The organism is Marinobacter albus, from assembly GCF_030238305.1.
Classification (GTDB): Bacteria; Pseudomonadota; Gammaproteobacteria; order Pseudomonadales; family Oleiphilaceae; genus Marinobacter; species Marinobacter albus.
Genome location: NZ_JASSQD010000003.1, coordinates 270,490 through 294,886, shown reverse-complemented (window position 1 = coordinate 294,886; position 24,397 = coordinate 270,490). Strand labels below are relative to the sequence as shown.

Annotated in this window: 26 protein-coding genes; 17 read left to right on the top strand and 9 right to left on the bottom strand. The window is 59.0% G+C overall.

What is annotated here, in order from left to right:
• The first annotated feature begins 283 nt into the window (after positions 1–283).
• On the top strand, positions 284–661 hold the full coding sequence (locus QQF73_RS16190) for a hypothetical protein (RefSeq protein ID WP_219868378.1): 378 nt from the start codon (positions 284–286) through the stop codon (positions 659–661).
• Between the two features lie 90 nt (positions 662–751).
• Here the strand turns inward: QQF73_RS16190 and QQF73_RS16185 are convergent, their stop codons facing one another.
• The 3 genes from QQF73_RS16185 to QQF73_RS16175 form a co-directional block, all read right to left on the bottom strand.
• Positions 752–1,552 carry an oxygen-binding di-iron domain-containing protein gene (locus QQF73_RS16185; protein ID WP_219868377.1) on the bottom strand — a complete coding sequence of 267 codons (801 nt, stop codon included), beginning with the start codon at positions 1,550–1,552 and terminating at the stop codon, positions 752–754.
• Positions 1,553–1,701: 149 nt separating this feature from the next.
• A complete protein-coding gene (locus QQF73_RS16180; protein WP_219868376.1) occupies positions 1,702–2,130 on the bottom strand; it encodes an SRPBCC family protein in 429 nt (142 codons plus the stop codon).
• Between the two features lie 105 nt (positions 2,131–2,235).
• Positions 2,236–3,111: an AraC family transcriptional regulator gene (locus tag QQF73_RS16175; protein ID WP_219868375.1), complete on the bottom strand. Its 876-nt coding sequence runs from the start codon at positions 3,109–3,111 to the stop codon at positions 2,236–2,238.
• Between the two features lie 162 nt (positions 3,112–3,273).
• On the opposite strand from QQF73_RS16175, the gene QQF73_RS16170 reads away from it, so the two are divergent.
• The 5 genes from QQF73_RS16170 (at position 3,274) to mmsB (ending at position 8,896) form a co-directional block, all read left to right on the top strand.
• The gene (locus QQF73_RS16170) at positions 3,274–4,764 is read left to right on the top strand and encodes a CoA-acylating methylmalonate-semialdehyde dehydrogenase (RefSeq protein WP_219868374.1); all 1,491 of its coding nucleotides are present in this window, start codon (positions 3,274–3,276) and stop codon (positions 4,762–4,764) included.
• 90 nt (positions 4,765–4,854) lie between these two features.
• Entirely contained in the window at positions 4,855–6,021 is a 1,167-nt protein-coding gene (locus QQF73_RS16165) for an acyl-CoA dehydrogenase family protein (protein WP_219868373.1), read from the top strand.
• Positions 6,022–6,060: 39 nt separating this feature from the next.
• Positions 6,061–6,840 carry an enoyl-CoA hydratase gene (locus tag QQF73_RS16160; protein WP_219868372.1) on the top strand — a complete coding sequence of 260 codons (780 nt, stop codon included), beginning with the start codon at positions 6,061–6,063 and terminating at the stop codon, positions 6,838–6,840.
• Between the two features lie 34 nt (positions 6,841–6,874).
• On the top strand, positions 6,875–7,948 hold the full coding sequence (locus QQF73_RS16155) for an enoyl-CoA hydratase/isomerase family protein (protein WP_219868371.1): 1,074 nt from the start codon (positions 6,875–6,877) through the stop codon (positions 7,946–7,948).
• Positions 7,949–8,008: 60 nt separating this feature from the next.
• A complete protein-coding gene (gene mmsB / locus QQF73_RS16150) occupies positions 8,009–8,896 on the top strand; it encodes a 3-hydroxyisobutyrate dehydrogenase (protein WP_219868370.1) in 888 nt (295 codons plus the stop codon).
• A gap of 198 nt (positions 8,897–9,094) precedes the next feature.
• On the opposite strand, the gene QQF73_RS16145 is transcribed toward mmsB, so the two are convergent.
• The 3 genes from QQF73_RS16145 to QQF73_RS16135 form a co-directional block, all read right to left on the bottom strand.
• On the bottom strand, positions 9,095–9,397 hold the full coding sequence (locus tag QQF73_RS16145; RefSeq protein WP_228743570.1) for a DUF3175 domain-containing protein: 303 nt from the start codon (positions 9,395–9,397) through the stop codon (positions 9,095–9,097).
• Positions 9,397–9,726, bottom strand: a complete 330-nt coding sequence (locus QQF73_RS16140) for a hypothetical protein (RefSeq protein WP_285368846.1) — start codon at positions 9,724–9,726, stop codon at positions 9,397–9,399. Before QQF73_RS16140 ends, QQF73_RS16145 begins: the two co-directional genes overlap by 1 nt.
• A 119-nt stretch (positions 9,727–9,845) precedes the next feature.
• Positions 9,846–10,877: a GlxA family transcriptional regulator gene (locus tag QQF73_RS16135; RefSeq protein WP_285368844.1), complete on the bottom strand. Its 1,032-nt coding sequence runs from the start codon at positions 10,875–10,877 to the stop codon at positions 9,846–9,848.
• A gap of 156 nt (positions 10,878–11,033) precedes the next feature.
• Here QQF73_RS16135 and QQF73_RS16130 point away from each other — a divergent pair, with 156 nt between their 5' ends.
• Positions 11,034–11,600: an OsmC family protein gene (locus QQF73_RS16130; protein ID WP_219868367.1), complete on the top strand. Its 567-nt coding sequence runs from the start codon at positions 11,034–11,036 to the stop codon at positions 11,598–11,600.
• A gap of 126 nt (positions 11,601–11,726) precedes the next feature.
• On the opposite strand, the gene QQF73_RS16125 is transcribed toward QQF73_RS16130, so the two are convergent.
• Positions 11,727–13,586 carry an amidohydrolase gene (locus QQF73_RS16125; RefSeq protein WP_285368842.1) on the bottom strand — a complete coding sequence of 620 codons (1,860 nt, stop codon included), beginning with the start codon at positions 13,584–13,586 and terminating at the stop codon, positions 11,727–11,729.
• A gap of 113 nt (positions 13,587–13,699) precedes the next feature.
• On the bottom strand, positions 13,700–13,894 hold the full coding sequence (locus QQF73_RS19290) for a cupin domain-containing protein (RefSeq protein ID WP_416383218.1): 195 nt from the start codon (positions 13,892–13,894) through the stop codon (positions 13,700–13,702).
• On the opposite strand from QQF73_RS19290, the gene QQF73_RS16120 reads away from it, so the two are divergent.
• Positions 13,805–14,026, top strand: a complete 222-nt coding sequence (locus QQF73_RS16120) for a hypothetical protein (protein WP_228743569.1) — start codon at positions 13,805–13,807, stop codon at positions 14,024–14,026. The genes QQF73_RS19290 and QQF73_RS16120 overlap by 90 nt on opposite strands.
• Before the next feature lie 182 nt (positions 14,027–14,208).
• Here QQF73_RS16120 and QQF73_RS16115 read toward each other — a convergent pair whose 3' ends face one another.
• On the bottom strand, positions 14,209–14,628 hold the full coding sequence (locus tag QQF73_RS16115; RefSeq protein ID WP_219868364.1) for a YybH family protein: 420 nt from the start codon (positions 14,626–14,628) through the stop codon (positions 14,209–14,211).
• Positions 14,629–14,957: 329 nt separating this feature from the next.
• Between QQF73_RS16115 and QQF73_RS16110 the strand changes: the two genes are divergently transcribed.
• From QQF73_RS16110 to QQF73_RS16070, 9 genes are all read left to right on the top strand, one after another.
• A complete protein-coding gene (locus QQF73_RS16110; RefSeq protein ID WP_285368839.1) occupies positions 14,958–16,097 on the top strand; it encodes an AI-2E family transporter in 1,140 nt (379 codons plus the stop codon).
• A 105-nt stretch (positions 16,098–16,202) separates the two neighbouring features.
• The gene (locus QQF73_RS16105; RefSeq protein WP_285368837.1) at positions 16,203–17,345 is read left to right on the top strand and encodes a zinc-binding dehydrogenase; all 1,143 of its coding nucleotides are present in this window, start codon (positions 16,203–16,205) and stop codon (positions 17,343–17,345) included.
• Complete coding sequence (locus tag QQF73_RS16100) at positions 17,345–18,388, top strand: proline racemase family protein (RefSeq protein WP_285368836.1); 1,044 nt, start codon at positions 17,345–17,347, stop codon at positions 18,386–18,388. The genes QQF73_RS16105 and QQF73_RS16100 overlap by 1 nt, the downstream gene beginning before the upstream one ends.
• A gap of 192 nt (positions 18,389–18,580) precedes the next feature.
• Positions 18,581–20,230 carry an AMP-binding protein gene (locus QQF73_RS16095; RefSeq protein ID WP_219868361.1) on the top strand — a complete coding sequence of 550 codons (1,650 nt, stop codon included), beginning with the start codon at positions 18,581–18,583 and terminating at the stop codon, positions 20,228–20,230.
• A complete protein-coding gene (locus QQF73_RS16090; RefSeq protein ID WP_219868360.1) occupies positions 20,227–20,643 on the top strand; it encodes a PaaI family thioesterase in 417 nt (138 codons plus the stop codon). Before QQF73_RS16095 ends, QQF73_RS16090 begins: the two co-directional genes overlap by 4 nt.
• A gap of 4 nt (positions 20,644–20,647) precedes the next feature.
• Positions 20,648–21,445 (top strand): alpha/beta fold hydrolase, encoded by a 798-nt coding sequence (locus tag QQF73_RS16085; protein ID WP_219868359.1) that lies wholly within the window; start codon positions 20,648–20,650, stop codon positions 21,443–21,445.
• 92 nt (positions 21,446–21,537) lie between these two features.
• Complete coding sequence (locus QQF73_RS16080) at positions 21,538–22,341, top strand: ABC transporter ATP-binding protein (protein ID WP_219868358.1); 804 nt, start codon at positions 21,538–21,540, stop codon at positions 22,339–22,341.
• The gene (locus QQF73_RS16075; protein WP_219868357.1) at positions 22,338–23,060 is read left to right on the top strand and encodes an ABC transporter ATP-binding protein; all 723 of its coding nucleotides are present in this window, start codon (positions 22,338–22,340) and stop codon (positions 23,058–23,060) included. Before QQF73_RS16080 ends, QQF73_RS16075 begins: the two co-directional genes overlap by 4 nt.
• 78 nt (positions 23,061–23,138) lie before the next feature.
• Positions 23,139–24,353: an ABC transporter substrate-binding protein gene (locus QQF73_RS16070; RefSeq protein WP_219868356.1), complete on the top strand. Its 1,215-nt coding sequence runs from the start codon at positions 23,139–23,141 to the stop codon at positions 24,351–24,353.
• Positions 24,354–24,397: the final 44 nt, after the last annotated feature.

Sequence of the window (24,397 nt, the reverse complement as noted above, 5' to 3'; positions counted from 1 at the left end):
CGGATTTTACTCAACTATGCCCTCATGGAACAGGCTTATTTAGCCGGCGATGGGCTTCCCGGCTGGCGGGGGAACAGGCTTCAGTGCGTCTGGGATGTCAGCAACATGTCTGCAGCATGAATTTCCCGTGAAATTCTTGTAACGAATTGCCGAATTTACCCTCTAAGCATTACCCGGAGTGATCCGGGGAGTATCCTGAGTCGGTGGATCGGGTTGATATGGCCGGTCCTTTGATGCTGTTCCTGAGCCCGGGGATATCGGGCTTGAAAAGGAGGGTATCTCAATGAAACAGGTAGTGATTTGTTCGGCAACACTGGCTTTGACGCTGTTTGTTGCGCCGTCTTATGGCGAAAACTGGGAGCGTCAGAGGTTTAACCAGGAGATGATGGAAAATCAGTCCCAGATGTATTCTGACGATGGAATGCCGTACCGCGTAGCCAGCGTGGAGGAAAATCGAAGGATGATGCTGGAGCGGGGTGGTAAGAACAGTGTCGATTATATCGAGACTATGCCAACGACGGCCGGCGTTAGCAGTATCGATGATATCGAGAACCTGCCCGCCACGGCAGCCGGGTATCCTGATGGCCGAAGTATGTACGATCGGGATCGCAAGCATGACTGGCGGACCGGCCATCGGGGGCGTATTCATCACGAATATTAAAATCGCCCCCATTTAGCCGGCAGTCAGGTTCGCTTTGAATCTCCATATGCCGGCATCAAGGAACAGCCGTCCGGGGCCGTTCCTTCCTGATTAAACGTAGTCGATGGGGCGCTGATAATGCTCCTGCGTCATCAGATCGATTCCGCATTCCATCTCGCTGACCCAGTCCAGAAAGCGCTCAACCATGGCTGGCCCTTCGAAGCGCTTGCCGTGCTGAGGCACAATCATATCCACGTCCAGTTCCCTCACCATGTTGGCCCAGAGGCGACAGACCTTTCGCGAGGCGATGTAGCGACGGTGAAAGCCGATCATGCTGGGAATGTGCTTGTCGAAATCGGCGACAGGCAGATGGTCGTCCTCGCCTCCGAGTGATGCGCCCAGGTCTCCAGAAAAGAGTATCTTCGCCACCGGATCGTAGAACTGGAGGTTGCCAACCGAGTGCATGAAGTGGGCCGGCAGGCACTGCAGGTAGGAATCACCGAATTTCACGTTGGCGCCGGCGTCGGGCACGCTCACGATCCGATCGTAGACGCTGCCGCTGAGCTGGCTGGTGACATAGCCGGACACCAGGTGGGGCAGGAACCGTGCCCAGAGCTTGGAGGTGACAATTTTGGCCCGGGTGTGAACGATCCAGCGATCGATGGCACCGATGATGTCCGGGTCCTGATGCGAGGCGAAAACATAATCCATGTCACTGATATTCATGTACCGCGATGCGGCGACGGAAAGGGGAGTGTAGGTGAGGTCTCCGCCCGGATCGATCAGCGCTTCGTGTTTGCCGTCAACGATCAGGAACTGGTTGGACTGAACGCCCTCGCCGGTTACCAGTGAATCGAACATCAGGCACTTGTGGTGTCCGTTATCGAACAGAACAATCGGCTCGGCTGCCATGTGTGGTCTCCCGCTGGAAGTGGAATAGCCGGCCGGGTGGCCGGCTATTGCAAAGTGCGCGGAGATTACAAAATCCCGAATGACAGCCTATTGCCACAGGTCAAATATCTGATATTCATCAAGTAAGGTTTTGTATTTCCGGACAGCTCTCAGGCCAGTTCGGGCACACGTTTGATGCCCCGGCGGATGCCTTGCTCAAGCGCGTTCCTGACCACCTTGCCGGTAAAGGGCACGATATCTTCGAAGGAGATAGTGTAGTGGATACGGGTATGGCCCTCGGGGGTGTCCTCGAAAAGGATTCGGCCGATGTGATTCCTGATCGGGCTCATGCTGGTAATGGTGTATTCGATCAACGTATCCGGCTCGAAATTGAGCACGGTTTCCTTCAGGCCTAAGGGTCCAATGCCGATCTTGCGGACGGAACCAATGCCGTTGGGGTCGGCCTGATCGCTGTCCTTTATTCGCTTGATTGGCGCTCCGAGCAGTTTGCCGAAGCGGTGGTGATCGGCAAACAGGGCAAAAACCCGGTCGCGGGGCACTTCAAATGTTTCCTTGATTTCAATGGTATACATGGCCATGGGCTTACTCTTGTTATGCGTTATGTCGCCCAAGGGTATCCGTTTGATTGTTCAAACAAAAGTCGCAGTAATGGACAGATGCGACTCTGGCCTGAATCGCGCGGTTCAGTGCCGGGCCGTGTGCCGGTAATCCCGCGGCGACTGTCCCATTACCTTCTTGAACAACCGGGAAAAATAATAGGCGTCGTCGTAGCCAAGGCGGCGGCTTATGTCGGCAAAACTGAGCTCGGTGGTGTCCAGCATCTGGCAGGCCCGTTCCACTTTCAGGTGCAGGAAATGCTGGATGGGCGAGGTGCCGGTCTGTTCCCGGTATCGCGTTGCGAAATGGGCCGGAGACAGGCCCGCGAGATCGGCCAGTTGGTCCAGGGAAATGCGTTCGTCCAGATGTTCCCGCATGTAGTTATGGATGGTGTCCAGCTCAGCCTTGTGTTCGTGGCTCGTCTCGTCCGCATTGAGGGGGACGGCCGCCATTAACTGGCGCAGGCGATTTGCGGCATGGATCAGGCCCCGGGCCCGGAAGCCGGTCTGGCGCACCGACAGCAACCCGTTAAAGTCCACCAGCAGCCGGGGCTGGCGCCCCAGGTGGCGGATCCTGGTCGTACCGGAGAAGCCCATGTAATTCCGGAATTCCTCAGCCAGGGGGCCGGTGTAATGTACCCAATGGATTGTCCATGGGTTGGCCGGATCGGCGGTGTAACGGTGGTGGGCGCCGGCCGGTAGCAGCAGCAAGTCGCCGGGCTCTACCGTATAGGGTTCGCCCAGCACATTCAGGAACGCCTTGCCCTCGGTGCAGTAAATCATAAGATTGTCGCTGTGGTGCTCCCGGTGCATGTGATGCCCCACCGCCCGGCGATAGTGCCCGAATGCCAGGGGATACAGGTCACGGGTCAGCGGGTGACTGGAGAGCAGCCGGATAATCGGAGCCGGTACCACATAGCGAACGCTGTCCTCTGGTACCGGCCACTGCGAGGTTTGTGTCATTACGGTGTCGCTGGTTTTGTGGGTAATCGAAAGATAGTCCATCAAGAGCGAAATTTAGTCAATCACCTTCCCGCACACCCCGTGCTAGTCTTTTTGCATTCGTGGTCGGAACCTCACGGTTTTCGGCTTGCTTCCCTCATAACAACAAACAGGGATTTCGCTATGAAAAATGTACCTCTGTACCTTGCCGGTGAATTCATCCAGAGCCAGACCCATGAATGGATCGATGTCACCGACCCCGCCACCAACGAAGTGATCGCCAAGGCTCCGTGCACCACCCATTCGGAAATGGACCAGGCCATCAAGTACGCTGGTGAAGTGTTCAAGACCTGGAAAGAAACACCTGTGTCCGAGCGCGCCCGGGTCATGCTGCGCTACCAGGCGCTGCTGAAAAAGCACCACGACGAAATTGCCGAAATCCTGTCCCAGGAAACCGGCAAGACCTTTGAAGACGCCAAGGGTGACGTCTGGCGCGGTATCGAGGTGGTCGAGCATGCCGCCAACGTGGGCTCGCTGATGATGGGCGAAACCGTTGAGAACGTGGCACGGGAAGTGGACACCCACTCCTGGATCCAGCCGCTGGGCGTGTGCGCCGGTATCACCCCGTTCAACTTCCCGGCCATGATTCCCCTGTGGATGTTCCCGATGGCGATTGCCTGCGGCAACACCTTTATCCTGAAGCCGTCCGAACAGGATCCGCTGACACCAATGCGTCTGGCTGAACTGTTCGAGGAGGCCGGTGCGCCCAAAGGCGTACTGCAGGTTGTTCATGGCGGCAAAGAGCAGGTCGACAAGCTGCTGACCGATCCCGCCATTCGCGCGATTTCCTTCGTTGGCTCCGTGCCGGTCGGCCGTTACATTTACGAGACCGGTACCCGCAACATGAAGCGTGTTCAGAGCTTCGCTGGCGCCAAGAACCACATGGTGATCATGCCGGATGCGGACAAGCAGCAGGTGATCAACGCCCTGGTTGGTGCTTCTGTGGGTGCTGCCGGTCAGCGCTGCATGGCGATTTCCGTTGCAGTCTTCGTGGGCGAGGCCCAGCAGTGGATTCCGGAACTGAAGGAAGCCATGGCCAAGGTCCGTCCGGGCGCCTGGGACGACGCCGGTGCCAGCTATGGGCCGATCATCAGCGCCAAGGCCAAGGACCGCGTTGAGTCCCTGATTGCCACCGGCGAAGCGCAGGGCGCGAAGCTGCTGCTGGATGGCCGCGGTTGCACTGTGGACGGTCTGCCTGACGGCAACTGGGTCGGCCCGACCCTGTTCTCCGGGGTGACCACCGAGATGGACATCTACAACGAGGAAATCTTCGGCCCGGTCCTGTCCTGCATGGAGACTGACAGCCTGGGTGAGGCCATCGAGCTGATCAATAACAGCCCGTACGGCAACGGCACCTCGATCTTTACCTCCTCCGGTGGCTGCGCCCGTCGCTTCCAGCACGAGATCGATGTGGGCCAGGTGGGTGTGAACATTCCCATCCCGGTACCCCTGCCGTTCTTCTCGTTCACCGGCTGGAAGGGCTCCTTCTACGGTGACCAGCACGCCTACGGCAAGCAGGCTGTGCGCTTCTACACCGAAACCAAGACGGTCACGTCGCGCTGGTTCTCAAGCGAAGCCAGCACCGAGGCGAACTTCTCTATCCAGTTGCGTTGAGTGTGTTGTAGGTGGGGTAAGTTGGGCCGGAACCTGTTTCCGGCCCCCTTTTTTCACCTCAGCCCGACCTCTTAGATCTGGAGTGATTCAATGGACTTTAATCTGACCGAAGACCAGCTGGCGTTCCGGGAAGCAGCGCGCGCCTTTGCCGAGAAATCCATGGCGCCCCACGCGGCACAATGGGACGACGAGCATATCTTCCCCATCGACGTCATGAAGGAAGCGGGCGAGATGGGCTTTATGGGCCTGTATACGCCGGAATCCCTGGGCGGCATGGGGCTGTCCCGCCTTGATACCTCGGTGATTGTCGAAGAGTTGGCCGCTGCCTGCCCATCTACGGCAGCCTTTATGACCATCCACAACATGGCGACCTGGATGGTGGCCAGCTTTGCCTCGGATGACCTGAAGCAGGAGATCGTGCCCAAGCTCGCCAGCGGCGAGTGGCTGGCGTCTTACTGCCTGACTGAACCCGGGGCCGGTTCCGATGCGGCAAGCCTTCGAACCAAGGCGGTCCGTGACGGAGACAGTTACGTGATAACCGGCAGCAAGGTGTTTATTTCCGGTGCCGGTAGTACCGATATCCTGGTACTGATGGCCCGTACCGGAGCGCCGGACAGTGGCTCCAAGGGCATCTCCACCTTCGTGATCCCGGCCGATGCCGAGGGCATCACCTACGGCAAGAATGAAGAAAAAATGGGCTGGCGCAGTCAGCCGACCCGCATGATCAGTCTCGATAACGTTCGTATCCCCGTCTCCAATCGCGTAGGTGAGGAAGGCGACGGTTTCGCCATCGCCATGAAAGGGCTGGACGGTGGCCGGCTGAACATCGCCACCTGTTCCCTCGGTGGTGCCCAGGCGGCACTGGTGCGAGCCCGGAATTACATGCACGAGCGCGAACAGTTCGGCAAGCCCCTGGCCGCATTCCAGGCGCTGCAGTTCAAGCTCGCCGACATGGCCACCAACCTGGTGGCGGCCCGCCAGATGGTGCGGCTGGGTGCCTTCAAGCTCGATAGCGCAGATCCGGAAGCAACCCTGCACTGTGCCATGGCCAAACGCTTCGCCACCGACGCCTGCTTTGACGTGGTGAACGACGCGCTGCAGCTGCACGGTGGCTACGGCTACATCCGGGAGTACCCGCTGGAGCGATACCTGCGGGACCTGCGGGTGCACCAGATTCTCGAGGGAACCAACGAAATCATGCGCCTGATTGTGGCTCGTCGCCTGCTGGATGACGGCGTGGCCGAAGCGATCCAGTAACAAATTCAAGAACACCGCAAGGATAACGGGAGAAAAACCATGAGCGATCTGATTCAGCTCGAAAAACGCGGACACATTGCGGTACTGACCATCAATAATCCGCCGGCCAATACCTGGACGGCGGAATCCCTGCCGGCTCTGAGAGAGACCATCCGTGAACTGAACGCGGACCGGAACATCTTCGCGCTGGTAGTGACCGGCCAGGGTGAAAAATTCTTCTCCGCCGGCGCCGACCTGAAAACCTTTGCCGACGGCGACAAGGCCCGGGCCAATGAGATGGCCCAGTTGTTCGGTGAGGCGTTTGCCACCCTCAGCGATTTCCGCGGCGTGTCGATCGCGGCGGTGAACGGCTACGCGATGGGCGGCGGCCTGGAATGTGCCATGGCGTGCGACATTCGCATTGCTGAAGAGCACGCCCAGATGGCCCTGCCTGAAGCCGGTGTTGGCCTGCTGCCGTGCGCGGGTGGCACCCAGAACCTGCCCTGGCTGGTGGGTGAGGGCTGGGCCAAGCGCATGATCCTGTGTGGCGAGCGCGTCAAGGCGGACAAGGCCCTGCAGATTGGCCTGGTGGAAGAGGTTGTGCCTTCCGGCAAGAGCCTTGAGAAAGCGCTGGAGCTGGCGGAAATGGCCTGCAAGCAGAGCCCGTCTTCCACCGCCCGCTGCAAGACCCTGGTGATGAGCGCGCGGGATGGCCGCAGCCACGAAGATGGCTGGCGCATGGAGCGTGAGCTCTTCGTGGAACTGTTCTCCACCGAAGATCAGAAGGAAGGCGTCAACGCGTTCCTCGACAAACGCGCACCGGAATGGAAAAACCGCTGAAACCCGAGGCAGTGCAACGGTTGAAGGAAATGTTATGAGTGACCAACCCATCGTTTTTGAAGAGTGGACAACCGGCGACGATGCGCTGATTGCCGTGGCGCGATTGAATACGCCCAAGGCCCTGAATTCCCTCTCGCTGGAAATGATCCGACTGCTGACGCCGCAGCTCAAACGCTGGGCGGAGGATGACCGTATCCGCGCGGTCTGGCTGGAAGCCGAAGGCGACAAGGCGTTCTGTGCCGGTGGCGACATCGTGGCCCTGTACCGCAGCATGACCGAGCCTCAGGGCGCGAGTGAGGGGGAAGCGTTCTTCACCGAGGAATACGAGCTGGATTACCTCATCCATACCTTTCCAAAGCCTGTTGTGTGCTGGGGACATGGCATCGTGATGGGTGGCGGCATGGGTATTCTCGAGGGCGCGTCCCACCGCGTTGTGACCGAAAGCTCGAAGCTGGCCATGCCTGAGATCACCATTGGTCTGTATCCGGATGTGGCGGCGGGCTGGTTCCTCAACCGGACCCCCGGTCGAACAGGCCTGTTCCTGGGCTTGACTGGCGCCCGGATGAACGGTGCCGATGCGCTGTTCACGGGGCTTGCGGACCGCTTTATCAAGCATGAACTCAAGGCTGGTGTGGTCACCGAACTCCGGCAACGCAAATGGCAGGGCGAGGATGCCCACGCCGTGGTTGGAAGCGTACTGAGACAGTTTGAACAGCAGAGCGCCGAGGCCATGCCGGAATCGCCGGTTCGTACCCATTTTGACGAGATCAACCGGGTAACCGACGCCGATTCGCTGGTGGCCGTGGTCAGCCAGCTGAAGGAACTATCCGGTGGTGACGGTTGGGTGGCCAAGGCGACAAAGTCCCTGGCGTCCGCTTCACCAACCTCTCTGACCCTGGTCTGGCACCATCTGCACAACTGCAAGCACGATGGCCTCAAGGAGGTTCTCGACAAGGAGCTGGTGTTGTCACAGAAGTGCCTGAGTAAGGGCGAGTTCGCCGAGGGTATCCGGGCGCTGCTGATCGATAAGGACCAGCAGCCACGGTGGCGCTACGCCTCCCTGGCGGAAATGGACAGTGCCTGGATCGACGATTTTTTCAAACCATAGCCAAACGGCCACCGGCACCGGTGGCCCACTCAATCGATTAGAACAATAAGGGGAAGAGATATGGCAACGATTACATTTATTGGCCTTGGCAACATGGGCGGTCCCATGGCCAGCAACCTGGTGAAGGCCGGTCACGACGTGACCGTGTTCGACCTGTCTAAAGACGCCGTGCAGGCGCTGGTAGCCGAAGGCGCGAAGACGGCAGAGACCGCCCATGAGGCCGCGAAGGGCGCGGAATGTGTGATCACCATGCTGCCCGCGGGGCAACACGTGGAAGCGGTCTATCTCGGCGAAGACGGCCTGCTGGCCAAGCTGCCCGAGGGCACTCTGGTGATTGATTCCTCCACCATCGCGCCGGAAACGGCCCGCGGTGTCGCTGAGGAAGCCACCGCCCGGAACATTCCATTCCTGGATGCGCCGGTCTCCGGCGGTGTCGGTGGCGCCAAGGCCGGTACCCTGACCTTCATCTGCGGCGGTGCGGAGGAAACCTTCAACAAGGCCAAGCCGATCCTGGATGCTATGGGTAAGAATATCTTCCACGCTGGCCCCCACGGTTCCGGCCAGGTCGCGAAGATCTGCAACAACATGCTGCTGGCGATCCTGATGGCGGGCACGAGTGAAGCCCTGGCCCTCGGCGTGAAGAATGGCCTGGATCCGGCCGTGCTTTCGGAAATCATGAAGCAGAGCTCTGGCGGCAACTGGGCCCTGAACGTCTACAACCCGTGGCCGGGTGTGATGGAAGCGGCGCCTGCATCCCGCAATTATGAGGGCGGCTTCCTGGTGAACCTGATGAACAAGGACCTCGGCCTAGCCTTTGACAACGCGGTGAAAAACCACGCCTCGATTCCTATGGGCTCCCTGGCCCGCAACCTCTTCGAGATTCACGCGGGGCAGGGCAACGGCGGCCTGGATTTCTCAAGCATCCAGCGGCTGTACAAGCCGGAGTAAGACCAAGAGGGCACGGCCCGTTCGTGCCCTCGATTCAGCTCCGAGGGTTGGCAGATAGCGCTGTTACCTCCTACGCTGTGGTGGCAAATCTGAACTCAACGGGAGGTCAGGGATGTCACTTGATCAGGTGCAGACAACCATCAATTCCTGGACCGGACTAAGTATCTGGTTGGGGCTGGTTGTCGCCAGTGGCCATTGTCACTGACGTTTCCGTGGTTTCCCGAACAGCGCCCGCAACTCGTCCTTGGCGGCTTCCAGACGCTCGCGCTGTTCGGGCGCGAGCTGTTTGCCGGCACGGTTGATGTAGAACGTCAGCATCGACATCGCTGAGCGGTAGGGATCAGACTTGCGACGGGTGCTGTTTTCCGCCGACTGTTTCAGCGAACGGGCAATGTCCCGGGGATCCTCCAGGGAAAACACCCCGTGCTCAAGATCCAGCGCGTCGCTGGATTGAGTCACCTTCTGCGACCAGTGTTCCGTGTCCTTCATCGGTTTCGTCATCAGGAATTCGGCAGGCAAACCCGCTTGCTCTGGGCGGTAAGCCGGCTCCATTTCTGCTCGTGGTTGCGGCGCACCTTGTTCAGGTACCCGCCTACATCGTCAAAGTGCTGTCGGGTGGCTCCCAGTTTTCTCGCTTCCTTTCGGTGCCGGTTGGACAACATCATCAGCGCCTGCTGCTGATCGCCGTTGTCGTCAAGTGATTCGCTGATCAACGACAAGTGGGATGCGCAGAAAATATGCATATTGCGCTTGTCATAATCGACCTCCCCGGACCAGCCATTGAGGCTGACGAGGGCGAGACAAGCGGCCAGACCTGCTGCTTTTTTCATGGATAGCTTTCCTGTGCCTATGTGTCTGACCACACAGCATACTCATTCCCATTGGGGTCTGTGAAATGGAAACGGTGTTACTCGAAGCACGACGATAAGTCCGCCGTGCCGGGCGCCAGTCAAATCAGGCGGCCAACCGCCTCTTCGATCAGAGGTCGAAACAGGCGTCGGTACTCGCCCGGCGTCAGGCCCGTCAGGCGCTTGAACAAGCGGCGAAAGAAGGACACATCCTCATAGCCGGACTCCAGGCTCACTTCTTCTACAGACAGCTTTCCCTCCTCCAATAGCCGCTTGGCCGCTTCGATGCGAAGGTTCTGCAGGTACTCGATCATCGAGGAGCCAGTGGCAGCCTTGAAGCGCCGCTTGAGCGTTCGCTCGGGCAGGGGGGAGCTCTCTATCAGCCGGGGAATGGCCGCGGGATCCCGGCAATGCTCCTTCAGCCACTCCTCGCACCTGCGCACCGCCGAGTCGGCATGATGCGTCTGTCGGACCAGGCCCGTGAATGGAAGCTGGCCCTCGTCATGCCATTTGAGCAGGTAGACCTTGGCAATCCGCAGTGCTTCGCCGATGCCCACGTGGCGGGCAATGATATGCAGTGCCAGGTCATGCCACGACGTGGTTCCGCCTGCCGTCACCAGCCGGCCACCGGGATGGGCGTAAACCAGGTTCGTCTCCGGCCTGAAATGCACCTTCGGATAGTGAGTGCGAAACAGCTCTTGATATCCCCAGTGAGAAGTGGCCTCGCAGTTATCCAGTAATCCGCTCTCGGCCAATAACACCGACCCGGAGCAGGCGGAATAGATCGTGGTACCCGAGCGGAACCTGACGTTGACCCACTCCATGAGCGCGTCATAGCGACCACGAATCTCTTCATGGGGACCGAGCCAGATCTCCGGGAGGATCAGGATATCCGCATCGGGCTCGTCAGTGATGGCATAAGCCGGCTGAACCGGTATCCCGTGGCCGCAATAAAATGGCTTGGTCTCGATGGAAACAATCTGAACATCAAAGGGTTGGGATGGACCCGCATCGCCCACCAGCGTTTGCCATATATTGCCTGTCGACATTAGCACATCGACCATTCCATACAGCGCCGACCCCGCCGTTTCTGGCAGCGCCAGAATGAGAACTTTTTTCTGCCGGCATGACATATTTCATTCCCCCTTAAATTGGTGGCACGAATGCCCCCTTTTTGTCAGATATCCATCTGAGAGTGTCCGCCGTCTTGCCTTACTTTATACCCAGACGCCACACAAAGCGTCTCCCGGTTCCCGGGTCCCTGTAGACGATGAAGCAAGGTGAGAATGATGAACGCACAAGTAGATATCCAAAGCCGAAATGGCCTCGACCTGGTTCAGATGGGGCAGACAGTTGAAGCCCTCAAGAACAATCCGAGCCTCGCGCAGTTCGAGTTTCGGGCAAGCAACCAATGGGTGAACGGCGGTGAAAACCGCTCCACGATTCGCGGCTTCTACGGCGCTGGCGCCGAAGACGACTCCCGCGCTGAAGACTTCGTCTTCACAAACGGTGAGCCACCGGTCCTGCTGGGCAACAACGAAGGAGCGAATCCGGTGGAATTCCTGCTGCATGCGCTGGCTGGCTGCGTCACCACCACTACCGTTCTGCATGCAGCCGCGCGGGGTATTACGATCAGGAATTTGTCGACCAGACTGTCAGGCAATATCAACCTGGAAGGATTGCTGGCGCTGAACGACGACGCCACGGTTGGTTACGAGAGCATCCGCATCCTGATGGACATCGAAGCTGACTGCAGTGAGGAAGAGCTGGATGATCTGCTGTCGTTCGCCAAGAACCACTCTCCTGTATGCAACACGGTGTGCCGACCTGTTTCAGTTACGCTTGAGCGGATTTGAGAGAAATCCCGTTCACCAGGACGGCTAAAGATCACGGAGCAATAGAGATCCAACCGCATAGCAAGCACGAACAACAGCGTTTGCTATGCGGTTGATGTTAGGCCCCCAGACACAATGAAAAACCGTCTAGTCCGCTCTGCCGCTAACTACCGCATTGATAAGAAGGCTCAAACCCGGATTGAAGCAGCCATCACCATGCAGGTGGTTTTCGCCAAGGAACTCGTGATCCCCATCGTGGGATTTGATGGGTGCCAGGCCAAAGAGGGCTGGCGAGGCTCGGTTTGCGGTCGTCTCGGATCGTTTATAGACAGAGACGCCCTCCTTGTAGGTTTCCAGCACCAGCAGGTCGTCCAACTGATCTTCAGGAACGTTTTTCGGATCGTCGGAGAGAACCACAAGATCTGCGAGCTTGCCCGCGGTTATGGTTCCCTTGCGGTCCTCCTCAAAGTGCTGCCACGCCGGCCAGATGGTCATTGCCTTGAGGGCAGTCTCTATCGGTACCCGGTGATTCTCTCCAATCACCGCCCCGCTGCGTGAGCGGCGGGTGACGGTCGCCGAGAGAACCCGCATGGAATCGGGTAAGGCCACCGGCGCATCGTGATGGGATCCGAACATCATGTCTTGTTGCATGAGCCAGCCGGTGGGGGAGATGTTCATGGCCCGTTCAGGGCCCAGCACCGAATCGCGGTGGTAGTCCCCCCAGTAGAAGGTATGCATTGGGAAGAGGGACGGAAAGATGCCGAGTTCTTTCAGCGGGCCGACCTGATCTTTGCGCAGGGTCTGACCGTGAATCATTACGGGCCGGTTTTCGACGTCCGGATACTTCTGTTTTGCAGCGGAAACGGCCTTGATCAGCAGGTCAATCGCAGCGTCACCGTTCGTGTGGGTCAGTATCTGCCAGTTATTCGCGTAGGCTTTTTCAACGGCATCCATCGCCTGCTTTTCGGTGATGGCGGGGTAACCTGCATAATCCTCATCCTTGCCTGGGGGAGCCACGTAATAGGGCTCGGTCAGCCACGCGGTCTTGCCCTGGGGCGATCCGTCAATCGTCAGCTTGGCGCCGCCGACCCGAAAGCGGTTGGTGTACTCAGAACTCGGCTCAATCGCATCGACTTCCAGAATATCCGGATACACGACCACGTCGATTTTCAGCGCGCCCGCCTCCGCTACCCGCCGTATTGCGTTCAGACTGGCTCCCGTGGCGCGGCCTTCCTGAGCGGTTGTGTACCCGAACGACGCGAGAAGCTTGCTGCCCTCACGGGCAAAGGTGTCCATGGTCTTCGGATCGAGTGACTTGCCAAAGGCAAAGGCCAGCTGGAAAAAGGCGTACTCTTCCGCGACTCCATTGGGCTGGTTTCCACCCTCCTCGCGCTGGAAGACGCCGCCTTCGGGATCCCGGGTCTCAGCATCGATGCCCGCGATCTCCAGAGCCTTCGAATTGGCAACGCCAAGGTGCCCCGACTGGTGAATGATCAGTACGGGAATATCCTCTGACACCCGATCCAGATCGTGGCGGGTCGGGTGGCGCTGTTCCGCAAGTTGCGAGTTGTCGTACCCAAAGCCAATAATCCAGCCAACATCCTTCACCGCCTGTTCGTTGGATTTCGCCCAGCCTTCAAGTAACGAGATCAACGAATCGATGTCCTTGCCTTCGCCATCGGGGGGCGGCAGGAGGTTGGCGGTGAGAGCCTGGAAGCCAATCATCCAGGCATGGCCGTGGGAATCGACAAAACCTGGGAGCAGTGTTTTTCCTTCCAGGTCGATCTGGTTGGTGTTGTTGCCGACCAAGGCCATGATGTCGCCCCGGGTGCCCACGGAGAGAATTTTTCCGTTCCTAACCGCAACGGCTTCTGCCGTGGGTTGATTGTCATCCAGGGTTAAAATGTTGCCGTTAAGGAAGACCGTGTCGGCGGTTTCGGCTGCCAGCCCGGAGTGAGACGCGACAAGTAAACCCAGGCTTAGTAGTGAAGACAGGAAGTATCTCACGGCGCTGCTCCTTGCAGGGGGGGATTCCATTTGCCAGTTTTTGGACGGGCGGGCCCGATGATTTCAAGGTTCACCAACTTGAATTTATCTTTAGCATTAATACTACCTGTCTGCTAAGCGGAATCCCGATCCCAAACGAGATTATTCCTCGACCTGTCAAAATATGGGGCGAATACCGAAAGCGCGGCAAATCGTTGTCCGGGCTCGAGGACAGGGCCGTGGAGTGTGTTCCGGGGAATGAATACCAGATCGCCCGGGCTTACTCTCTTTGTTTCGTTACCCACTTTGAAGTCGACGTTGCCTTCAATGATTACGAGTATCTCCTCGTGGTCGGGTTGCGTGTGGAGGGCATTTCCACTGTCACGAACAATTCCGACATTCGCAGTCAGATGCTTACCATCGAAAACAAATACGCGTTTGATCGGGTCGTTTTTGGTTGATTCGTCCGTTTCGAGCGATTCAACGATCTGATTCAGGTTCTTAAAATAGACCATTCTCACTCCCTCCCCAGGAAATCTCCGGATCTCGGGCGCAAGCGCCCGATCTCCAGATTTGACCCGCGAACCAGGAGGAAGTTTAAACGTCGGCCTTAATGCCGTCGTCAGGCATTTCCCGATGGTGGCTACAAGCGATTGAGGGCTTCCACCATTGCCGGAACCACATCCGTGTGGTGGTGTGTAATCTTCCACCCACCGGCTTCTCGCTGATAGATGTTGGTCACGCGAATTTCGCCCGACACCTTTTGTCCGCCCAGAGTAAACTCGGCGCTCTCTGTGCCGAGTTCGTAAGCGACGTCTCCAGCGATGCGGATAAGCTGATCCTTCAGTTCAACTTTCCCGTCTGTTGTCGCCTTGGCTACCTGCTCCCATGCTTTCTGAACCTCGCTCCATCCGACTTGCCGACCACCGACCGGATGCATTGTGGTGACATCCGAGCTGTGTGACCAGATTTGAGACAGTGGGGCAGCATCACCATTGAGCATGGTGTTCAGTGCCGCGTAGAACTGCGTTGATGCCTTACGGACTTCCTCTTCAGTGGACATGAGAGGACCTCCTTTATGTGGCGGTATGCGACGGTGTACTGCGCGCGCCTTGCACCGTCAGGGTTGTTTGCTCGCATGAAGGCGCAGCCAGATCATGGGTAGTGCCTACGATTAGATTATAGCGTCGCCATCGAACAAAGTTGGACCCAGATCAATATTGCGACTTGCCGGGCCGTGGCACCGGGCAGTCTGCACAGCCGCCGGAAAGGGCACGGGGTATCGACACGTGACCCGACAGTAACGTCTTGCGGATGCGGTCCGGTGCCTGAACGGGTTAGAGTAGCGCTATTCAGGTGCCGGGGTGCCGATGTCACAGTGTCGGCAGTCCAGTGGATCAGGTTCAGAACAGGGACAGCGCGCGCATCGTGGACGACCAGCAAACGAATAACGAGCCAGCCGAGGGTGGCAAAAGGCCCCTCATCTCCTCCGATCTTTCCACGCCGATCTACGGACTGTTTACCCTTGGCATTCTGTACACGCTGTACGTTGCGCACCAGATTGTCCTGCCCATCATCCTGGCCATTCTGACCAGCCTGCTGCTGTCTCCCATCGTGAAAAAGCTTTACGTGACCCTGCGCATTCCTCGGATGGTCAGTGCCCTGTTCCTGGTGCTGCTGGTGCTGGCGGGGATCGCCGGGGTTACCTACGCGGTCGCAACCCCGGTGCTTAAATGGGCGGAGGAAGCGCCCCAGGGGATTTCCCGGTTGCTGGTGGGCCAGAGTGAGATCAAGCGGCAAATCAGCAAGGTGACGGAGTCGGCCGAGAAGGTCGAAAAATCCATGGAGGAACTGTCCGAGAGCAGCCAGGCCAAGCCTACTTCGGTTGTGCTGCAAACCGAGTCCTGGCGAAGCCAGCTGATGAGCAGGGCCCGCAACGGTATCGCGGGCCTGTTGCTGGCGATGGCGCTGACCTATTTCCTGCTGGTGGGCGGTGATCGGATCGTCAGGAATTTCGTGCGCCAGTTGCCGAAAGAACAGCGAAAGACCGTGCTCCGCATTACCCACGACTCCCAGCACGAGATTGCGCAGTACCTCGGCGTTCTGGCGCTGAGTAACACTGCGGTGGGCCTGGCAACGGGCCTGATGTGCTGGGCGGCAGGGCTGCCGGACCCGGCCGTCTGGGGACTGATTGCCGGTCTGGCCCGGTTCATCCCCTATCTTGGCGTGATACTGACCATTTCCCTGTTGGCGGTGGTGTCGGCCATCAGCCTGGACGTGCTGTGGATGATGGCAATCGCTCCGTTGGGCTTTCTGGCGCTTACTACGCTCCTCGGCTTCTTCATTGAGCCCTGGGTACATGGGTTTCGAATGGCCCTTAACCCGGTCATCATCTTTGTTTCGATCTTTTTCTGGGGCTGGCTATGGGGGCCGGTTGGCGTGTTACTCGCGGTGCCGCTGATGACGGTCATCCAGGCGGTGCTCAAGCAGATTCCAAAGCTCCGGCCGGTGTATCGGGTGATTGCGAGGTAGGTGAGGTGAATAACGGATACCCGCAACACCCACTGACACCTCTGCCGATCTAACCTATCCTGAATCGATACCCACCATTCAGGATACAGGGAGGATCGCTCGCCCATGATACCCACTACCATGAAAGCCATGGTTCTGACCGGACACGGTGGTGTCGACAAACTTGAGTATCAGGATGTGCCGACGCCGACACCCGGGCCCGGGCAGGTGCTGGTGCAGGTGACGGCGACGGCCAAGAACAACACCGATCGCAAGGCGAGGGAAGGGCTGTACCCCACCAAAAAAGGGGAAATGAAATCCTTCCAGATGGGGGGCAAGCCGACGCTGCTGTTTCCCCGCATTCAGGGCGCCGATATTGCCGGCCGGGTTGTCGCCGTCGGCGATGGCGTGGATGAGGGGCGCATTGGCGAGCGCGGCCTGCTGGATTTCAACATTTACGCCAACGATCGTCCTGACATCAACCTGACCCCGGATTACTACGGCCACGGAGCCGATGGCGGTTATGCCGAGTACGTCGCGCTGCCCTCCGATCAGTTTCATCACATCCCGAACCCGGAGCTGTCGGACGCTGAAGTGGCGTCCATGGGCATGTGTTCCTACCAGACCGCTTACCACATGGTGACTTCCGCCAATATCCGGGCCGGCGAGCGCGTGCTGGTAACGGGGGCCAGCGGCGGTGTCGGTACCGCGCTGATCCAGCTGTGCCGTATTATCGGTGCCGTGCCTTATGCCCTGAGCAAGCAGGACAAGGCGGATGGCCTGATCAAGCTCGGCGCCGAGGCGGTGCTGGATCGCTCGGATATGGACAGCTTCGTGGACCGGGTGAAGGCCGAAACCGGAGGCCGGCCCATTGATGCGGTGATGGATCTGGTTGGCGGGGAAATGACCGACATCTTCATCGACACCATGATCTTCGACATGAATGCCCGTGCCACCTACCCGCGCCTGAGCATTGCCGGGGCCAGCGGCGGTAACATCAGCGAGATACTGTGGACCCGGATCTACCTGTACCAGGTGCAGATCTTCGGGGTTTCCCATGGCACTCGCGAGGAAGCCGACCAGCTGATGGCCTGGATCCGGGGAGGCCAGCTCAAGCCGGTTCTGCACGGCGCGTTCCGGCTCTCGGACCTGCACCACGCCGAGGAGTATTTTGTGAACCGGGGTAGCAATTATCTCGGCAAGATCGTGATCGTTCCCGACGCCCAGTGGGATGATCACGGCAAACCCTGGTCACTGGAGAACGTTTGATGAAACCGGAACTGACCATCCAGTTGATGGACACCCACGCCGGCGGTGACGTCAGCCGTATTGTTACTGGCGGGATTGATCCCCTCCCCGGTGACACCGTTCGGGCCCAGATGGAATACCTGCGGGATGATGCCGACGGTCTGCGCAGGCTGTTGCTGGAAGAGCCCTATGGCATACCGGAGATGTCTGTGGACCTGTTGGTGCCGCCGACAGATCCCCGGGCGGCGGCCGGGTACATCATCATGGAGGTGATGGGTTACCCGATCTATTCCGGCTCCAATACCATCTGCACCGCCACCGCTGTGCTTGAGGCAGGGATTGTGCCCAAGCGGGAAGGCCGGCAGCACTTTATGCTGGAGTCCCCGGCCGGGCTGGTCCAGATCGAGGCGCAGGTCCGCGACGGTGTGGTCGAAGCGATCACCTGTGAGGGGCTGCCCAGTTACATTCACACATTCCAGGCCGCCATCGACGTGCCGTCCCTCGGCACGGTGACCTACAGCGTTGCCTACAGTGGTGGTTTCTACGCCCTGGTGGATGCGAAGGAGCTGGGCTTCGACCTTACCCTGGACGAAGAGCGCCGGCTGGCGGAAACCGCCCATGCCATAGTCGAGGCAATCCAGGCCGAGCGAGGGTTTTCCCACTACACCCTGGGAGACGTCGGGCCCTTGCCGTTCCTCCATTTCATGGGGCCGGTGGAGCATGTGGCGGAAGGCTACTATCGCTCCCGGTCAGCCACCTACGTGCATCCCGGCGTGATTTGCCGCAGCACCACCGGAACAGGCACCTCGGCCCGGCTGGCCCTGATGAACTACCAGGGCATCATCAAGCCCGGCGACCGGCTGGAAACCATCTCGCTGCGGGAAACCGGCTTCATCGGACAGTTCAGTGCGGTCGAACAGGAAGGGGAGTACCAGGTGGTGAAAAATCACATCACCGGCAAAGGCTATGTCATTGCCCGCTCGGATATCGTCGTGAACTGTGACGATCCCATGGTGGAATGCGACAGCTTGCACCATATCCTGTCGAGCCGGCACGTCACCTGAAACGAACCGGATTCCTGAGGTCCGTTCTCCTGCTTGCCCTGTGGCACGGCGCCCCGGTCGTGCCGTTTCCCCTCCCTAATAAGAGTGTCCGGCTTTCTGCCTTTTTGGTCTAAAGTTTACCTTTACGTAAGGTGAACCCTGTGATAAACCTTGACGTCGTGGATTCAACGACAACAACAACAGGAGTCGAAAATGAGCCTTCCGGAATATACCGCCGTGTACAACAATTTCGATCCGATCGCACTGGAGGCCGAGGTCCTGGATGGCCGCCTGGACAGCGGTCTGAACGTATGCCACGAGATCTGTGACAAGTGGGCGAGTGACCCGCAGAAAGTCGCTCTCTACTACGAGAAGGACGGTGGAGGTGAGGGCACACTGACCTTTGCCGAACTGAAGGAAGCCTCGGCCCGCTTTGCCAACTACCTGAAATCCCAGGGCATTGGTAAAGGTGACCGGGTGGCGGCCCTGTTGCCGCGTACCCCCGAACTGCTGATTGTGATTGCCGGAACGCTGCGCGCCGGTGCCGTTTACCAGCCACTCTTTACGGCGTTTGGGTCCGGTGCCATTGAGTACCGCTTTGAGCGGGCGAGCACCAAACTGGTCGTCACCAACCCGGAAAACTACCACAAGCTGACTGAGGTCAAAGACTGCCCGCCGGTTATGGGCGTGGACGCCGGTTCGATCGAGGCCGACATCCCCGATTTCGGGGCCACCCTCGCCAGTCAGTCCAGCGAATTCGAACCGGTGATGGTGACCGGAGACGATCCGTTCCTGCAGATGTTCACCTCAGGCACGGTGGGCAAGTCCAAGGGCGTCGCCGTTCCGGCCCGGGCCCTGCTGGCGTTCTATGTGTATATGAAGTACGCCATCGACCTGCGCGAAGACGACAAATTCTGGAACGTGGCCGATCCGGGCTGGGCCTATGGGCTGTACTATGCCGTGGTCGGGCCGCTGCTGATGGGCCACGCCACACATTTCAATCCCGGCGGCTTCACGCCGGAATCCACCTACGACATGATCCGCAAGTACAAGATCACCAACCTGGCGGCGGCGCCGACGGCATACCGTCTGCTCAAGGCCAACGATCATGTGTTGCCCGAAGGCGAGAACCTGGGGCTCCGGGTGGCCAGCAGTGCTGGCGAGCCACTGAACCCGGAAGTGGTGAACTGGATCAGGAATCGGCATTTCTGCCCGGTCAAGGATCACTACGGCCAGACGGAAACCGGCATGACCTGCTGTAACTTCCACGGCCTGGAACACCCGGTGCGTGAAGGCTCCATGGGCTACGCTTCGCCGGGCCACAAGGTGGTCGCCCTGAACGAGAAGAACGAAGAGGTGGGCGCCGGGGAAGTAGGGCAGCTCGCGGTGGACGTCGCGGCATCGCCACTGTTCCATTTCGATGGCTACACCTGGGGTGAGAAGGACCCGTTTGTGAAAGGCTACTACCTTACCGGTGACATGGTGGTCTGCCACGGTGACGGTTGCTTCTCCTTCAGTGGTCGGGATGACGACATCATCACCACCGCAGGCTACCGGGTCGGACCGGCCGACGTGGAGAGCACACTGCTGGAGCATGCTGCCGTGGCCGAATCGGGCGTCGTCGGTAAGCCGGATGAAAAGCGGGGCTCCATCATCAAGGCCTACGTTGTGATCAAGAGTGACCAGGCGCCGGGAGACGACCAGGCCCTGAAGGACGAGCTCCAGGATCTGGTGCGCCGCCGTCTGTCCACCCACGCCTTCCCGCGGGAGATCGAGTTTGTGGACGAGCTGCCGAAGACGCCGAGCGGCAAGATTCAGCGCTTTGTCCTGCGCAACCGGGCTCAGGAAGAAAAGGGCGCATGATCATCACGTTCGAAGAGCTGCAGGCGTTTCTCGACGAACAGTTTCCGCAGGGCGCCGCGTTCGGCACCCTGCAGAAACTCGGTGACGGCTGGGCGGAAATGAAGCTGGAGGTGGACGAAGAGCACCTGCGGCCGGGTGGCACGGTCTCAGGACCGGCGATGATGGGGTTGGCGGACGTCACCCTCTACGCCGCGTTGCTTAGCAAGATCGGCCTGGTCCCGCTGGCGGTGACCACCAACCTCAATATCAACTTTCTGCGCAAGCCCGTGGCCCATCAGCCCATCTGGGCGAGGGCAACGATGCTGAAAGTCGGGCGCACCATGGGAGTCGGCGAGGTATTTGTCTACTCCGAGGGCGCTGAGGACCCGGTTGCCCATTCCACCATGACCTACTCCATTCCTCCTGAGCGTTAGCGCCATGCAGGTCCGGGATATGATGGTGTCGTTGGGGGAGGGGGCTTCCGTGGAAGTTCGCCGAATCCGCCACGAGGGGCAAGGCCAGGAGGGGAGGCCGACACTGGTCTTCCTGCACGAATCCCTGGGCAGTATTGCCCTGTGGCGGCGATTTCCCGAACGCCTGGCAAAGGCCACCGGATACGATGCCCTGATCTACAACCGTCTCGGGTACGGGCATTCCTCTGACGAACCCCTGCCGCGCCCCTACGATTACCAGGAGAAGGAAGGTGAGGTCCTTTTGCCGGCCCTGCTGGACGCGCTCGGCCTCGACGATGTGGTTCTCATCGGTCACAGCGATGGCGGTTCTATAGCCCTTATTGCTGCGGGCGCACTGGGCGCGCGGGTGAGGGCGCTGGTCACCATGGCAGCGCACATCTACGCCGACCACCTGACCATTGCCGGAATCCGGGAAATGGCCTCGCGCTACCGGGAAACCGACATTCGCGACAAGCTGCAGCGCTATCATGGTGATCGCACCGATGATCTGTTCAACGCGTGGCAGACGGTCTGGCTGGATGAAGGCTTCCAGAATCACATGGATTTCGACCGCTGGCTGGCGGCAATCCAATGTCCGTCTATCATCATTCAGGGGCAGGACGACGAATACGGTGTGCCTGAGCAGGTAACCGATATCGTCGCAGGCATTGGGGCGAGCGCCGAAGCCGTGTTTTTACCGGAGGTCGGGCATTCTCCCCATCTCGAGAAGCCGGACAAGGTTCACGACCTGGTCTGCGACTTTTTGCTAAGGACGTTGGCTTGAAAAACCCAAAATACCTGTTGACGTTTACGTATACGTCAATTTAATCTGTAGAGTAGTTCAAATGTACAACAATAACAAAGGTAGACTGGCTCATGAGTGAACAGTACGTTCTGGAGACCCGCAACCTTGTCAAAGAGTTCAAGGGCTTTGTCGCGGTCGACGACGTGAATCTGAAGGTTCAGAAAGGCCACATCCACGCCCTGATCGGTCCCAACGGTGCAGGTAAGACCACTGTTTTTAACCTGCTTACCAAATTCCTGATTCCGACCCGTGGCCAGATCCTGTTCAACGGCCAAGACATCACCGCCATGAAGTCCGCAGCCATCGCCCGCAAAGGGGTGGTGCGTTCCTTCCAGATTTCGGCCGTGTTCCCGCACATGACGGCGTTGGAGAATATCCGCGTAGCGCTGCAATCCTTTGAAGGCTCGTCGTTCAGTTTCTGGAAATCCGGGCTCTCCCTCAACAAGCTGAACGAACGCTGCATGGAGCTGCTGGACTCCGTGGGTCTTGCCGAATACGCCAACACCACCACTGTTGAGCTGGCCTACGGTCGCAAGCGGGCCCTGGAACTCGCCACAACCCTGGCGATGGAGCCGCAACTGTTGCTGCTTGATGAGCCCACCCAGGGCATGGGTGCGGAAGACGTTGACCGGGTGGTGGAGCTGGTGCGCAAAGCTGCCCAGGGCCGCACGGTGCTGATGGTTGAGCACAACCTCAGTGTCGTCAGCAAGCTGTGTGACCGGATTACCGTGCTGGCTCAGGGCGCGGTGCTCACTGAAGGCGACTACGAGACCGTGTCGGCCGATCCGCGTGTTCGGGAGGTCTACATGGGCAGCAGCGAAACCGGTGAACGTGGTTCCCAGAATCCGGAAAACAAGGCGGAGGCGGCCCAATGAGTCAGCGTCTGGACCGGGAATACGAACAGCTGCGCGTTTCGGGGCTGCACGCCTTTTATGGCGAGTCCCACATTCTGCATGGCATTGATCTGGTGGTTAACCGCGGTGAACTGGTGACGTTGCTGGGCCGCAACGGTGCCGGGCGCAGCACCACCCTGAAGGCGATCATGAACATGGTCGGTCGCCGCACGGGCTCGATCATGATCAACGGGGAAGAGACGATGTCCTGCGCCCCGCACCATATTGCCAGGTTGGGTGTCGGGTATTGCCCCGAGCATCGGGGCATTTTTTCGGCACTCAGCGTCCAGGAAAACCTCACCCTGCCACCGGTGGTGCGCAGCGGTGGCATGGGCCTTGAAGAGATTTACACCATGTTCCCCAACCTCTACGAACGTCGCTTCAGCCAGGGCACCAAGCTCTCGGGCGGTGAGCAGCAGATGCTGGCCATGGCCCGCATCCTGCGCACCGGAGCCAACATGCTGTTGCTGGACGAGATTACCGAAGGTCTTGCGCCGGTCATCGTCGAGAAGTTGGGCGAAGTGCTGATCAAGCTCAAGGACAAGGGTCTGACCATTGTATTGGTCGAACAGAATTTCCACTTCGCAGCGCCCCTGGCCGATCGCCATTACGTGGTTGAGCATGGGCAGATTGTGGAAGAAATCGGTGCCGATGAGTTGAGTGCCAAACAGTCGGTGCTGGATCGCTATTTGGGTGTGTGATCCCGGATAGGTAAGAGCGAAAGCAACAAAAGCAAAAATAAACCCGAACCAACGCAACACAGTAGCGGAGATACAACAATGACAATGATGAAAAAGCTTCTGACCACAGCCGTTGCCTCAGCCATGATGGCCAGCGGTGCCCAGGCCGCCATTTCAAACGATACCGTCAAGATCGGCTATCTGGCGGATATGTCTGGTACCTACCGGGATCTGGCAGGTCCAAACGGCCTGAAAGCGATGGAAATGGCGATCGCCGACTTCGGCGGCAAAGTGAATGGCGCCAAGATCGAAGTCGTCAGCGCCGACGACCGCAACAGTGCAGACGTAGCCTCTTCCACCGTGCGTCGCTGGGTCGAGAACGAAGACGTTGATCTGGTAGCCGGGCTTGTGGCCTCGTCGGTTTCGATTGCCGTCAGTGACATTCTCGAAGAGAACGACAAGCTGGGTATCATTTCCGGTTCCGCCGCCTCCAGCATCACCAACGAACACTGCACGCCGAACCATATCCACTACGTGTATGACACCTATCCGCTGGCCAACGGTACGGCGAGCGCCGTGGTAAAAGAGGGTGGCAAGACCTGGTACATCCTGACTGCCGACTACGCCTTCGGCCATGCCCTTGAGGGCGATGTCTCCCGCGTGGTCGAGGAAAACGGTGGGGAAGTGATCGGCACACTGCGTCACCCGTTCCCGACACCTGATTTCTCTTCATTCATCCTGCAGGCCCAGGCGTCTGGTGCTGACGTGGTCGCCCTGGCAAACGCCGGTGCCGACACCACCAACGCGATCAACACCGCCAGTGAGTTTGGTGTGACCCAGTCCGGCCAGACCCTTGCCGCACTGCTGCTGTTCCTGACCGATGTAAATGCACTGGGTGTTGAGGCCGCACAGGGTATCCAGCTCACCACCGGCTGGTACTGGGACATGAACGACGACACCCGTGAATGGTCCGACCGCTTCATGGAAGAGACCGGCGTGCGTCCGACCATGGTTCACGCCGGCGTCTACTCCAGCACCATGCAGTACCTGAAAGCTGTTGAAGCAACCGGTTCTGACGATGCACAGACCGTGCGCAAGCAGATGATGGATACGCCGATCAACGACATGTTCGCGACCAACGGCCAGATCCGCGAAGACGGCCGGATGGTGCATGACATGTACCTGGCCGAGGTGAAAACTCCGGACGAGTCCGAGAACGAGTGGGACCTGTACAAGATTCTGCGCACCATTCCCGCAGATGAAGCCTACCGTCCGCTCTCCGAGAGCAAGTGCCCGCTGGTAACCAGCAAGTAAGAGCGTAACCCCAGGGAGCTACCCGGCCGTTTTGGCCGGGCTAG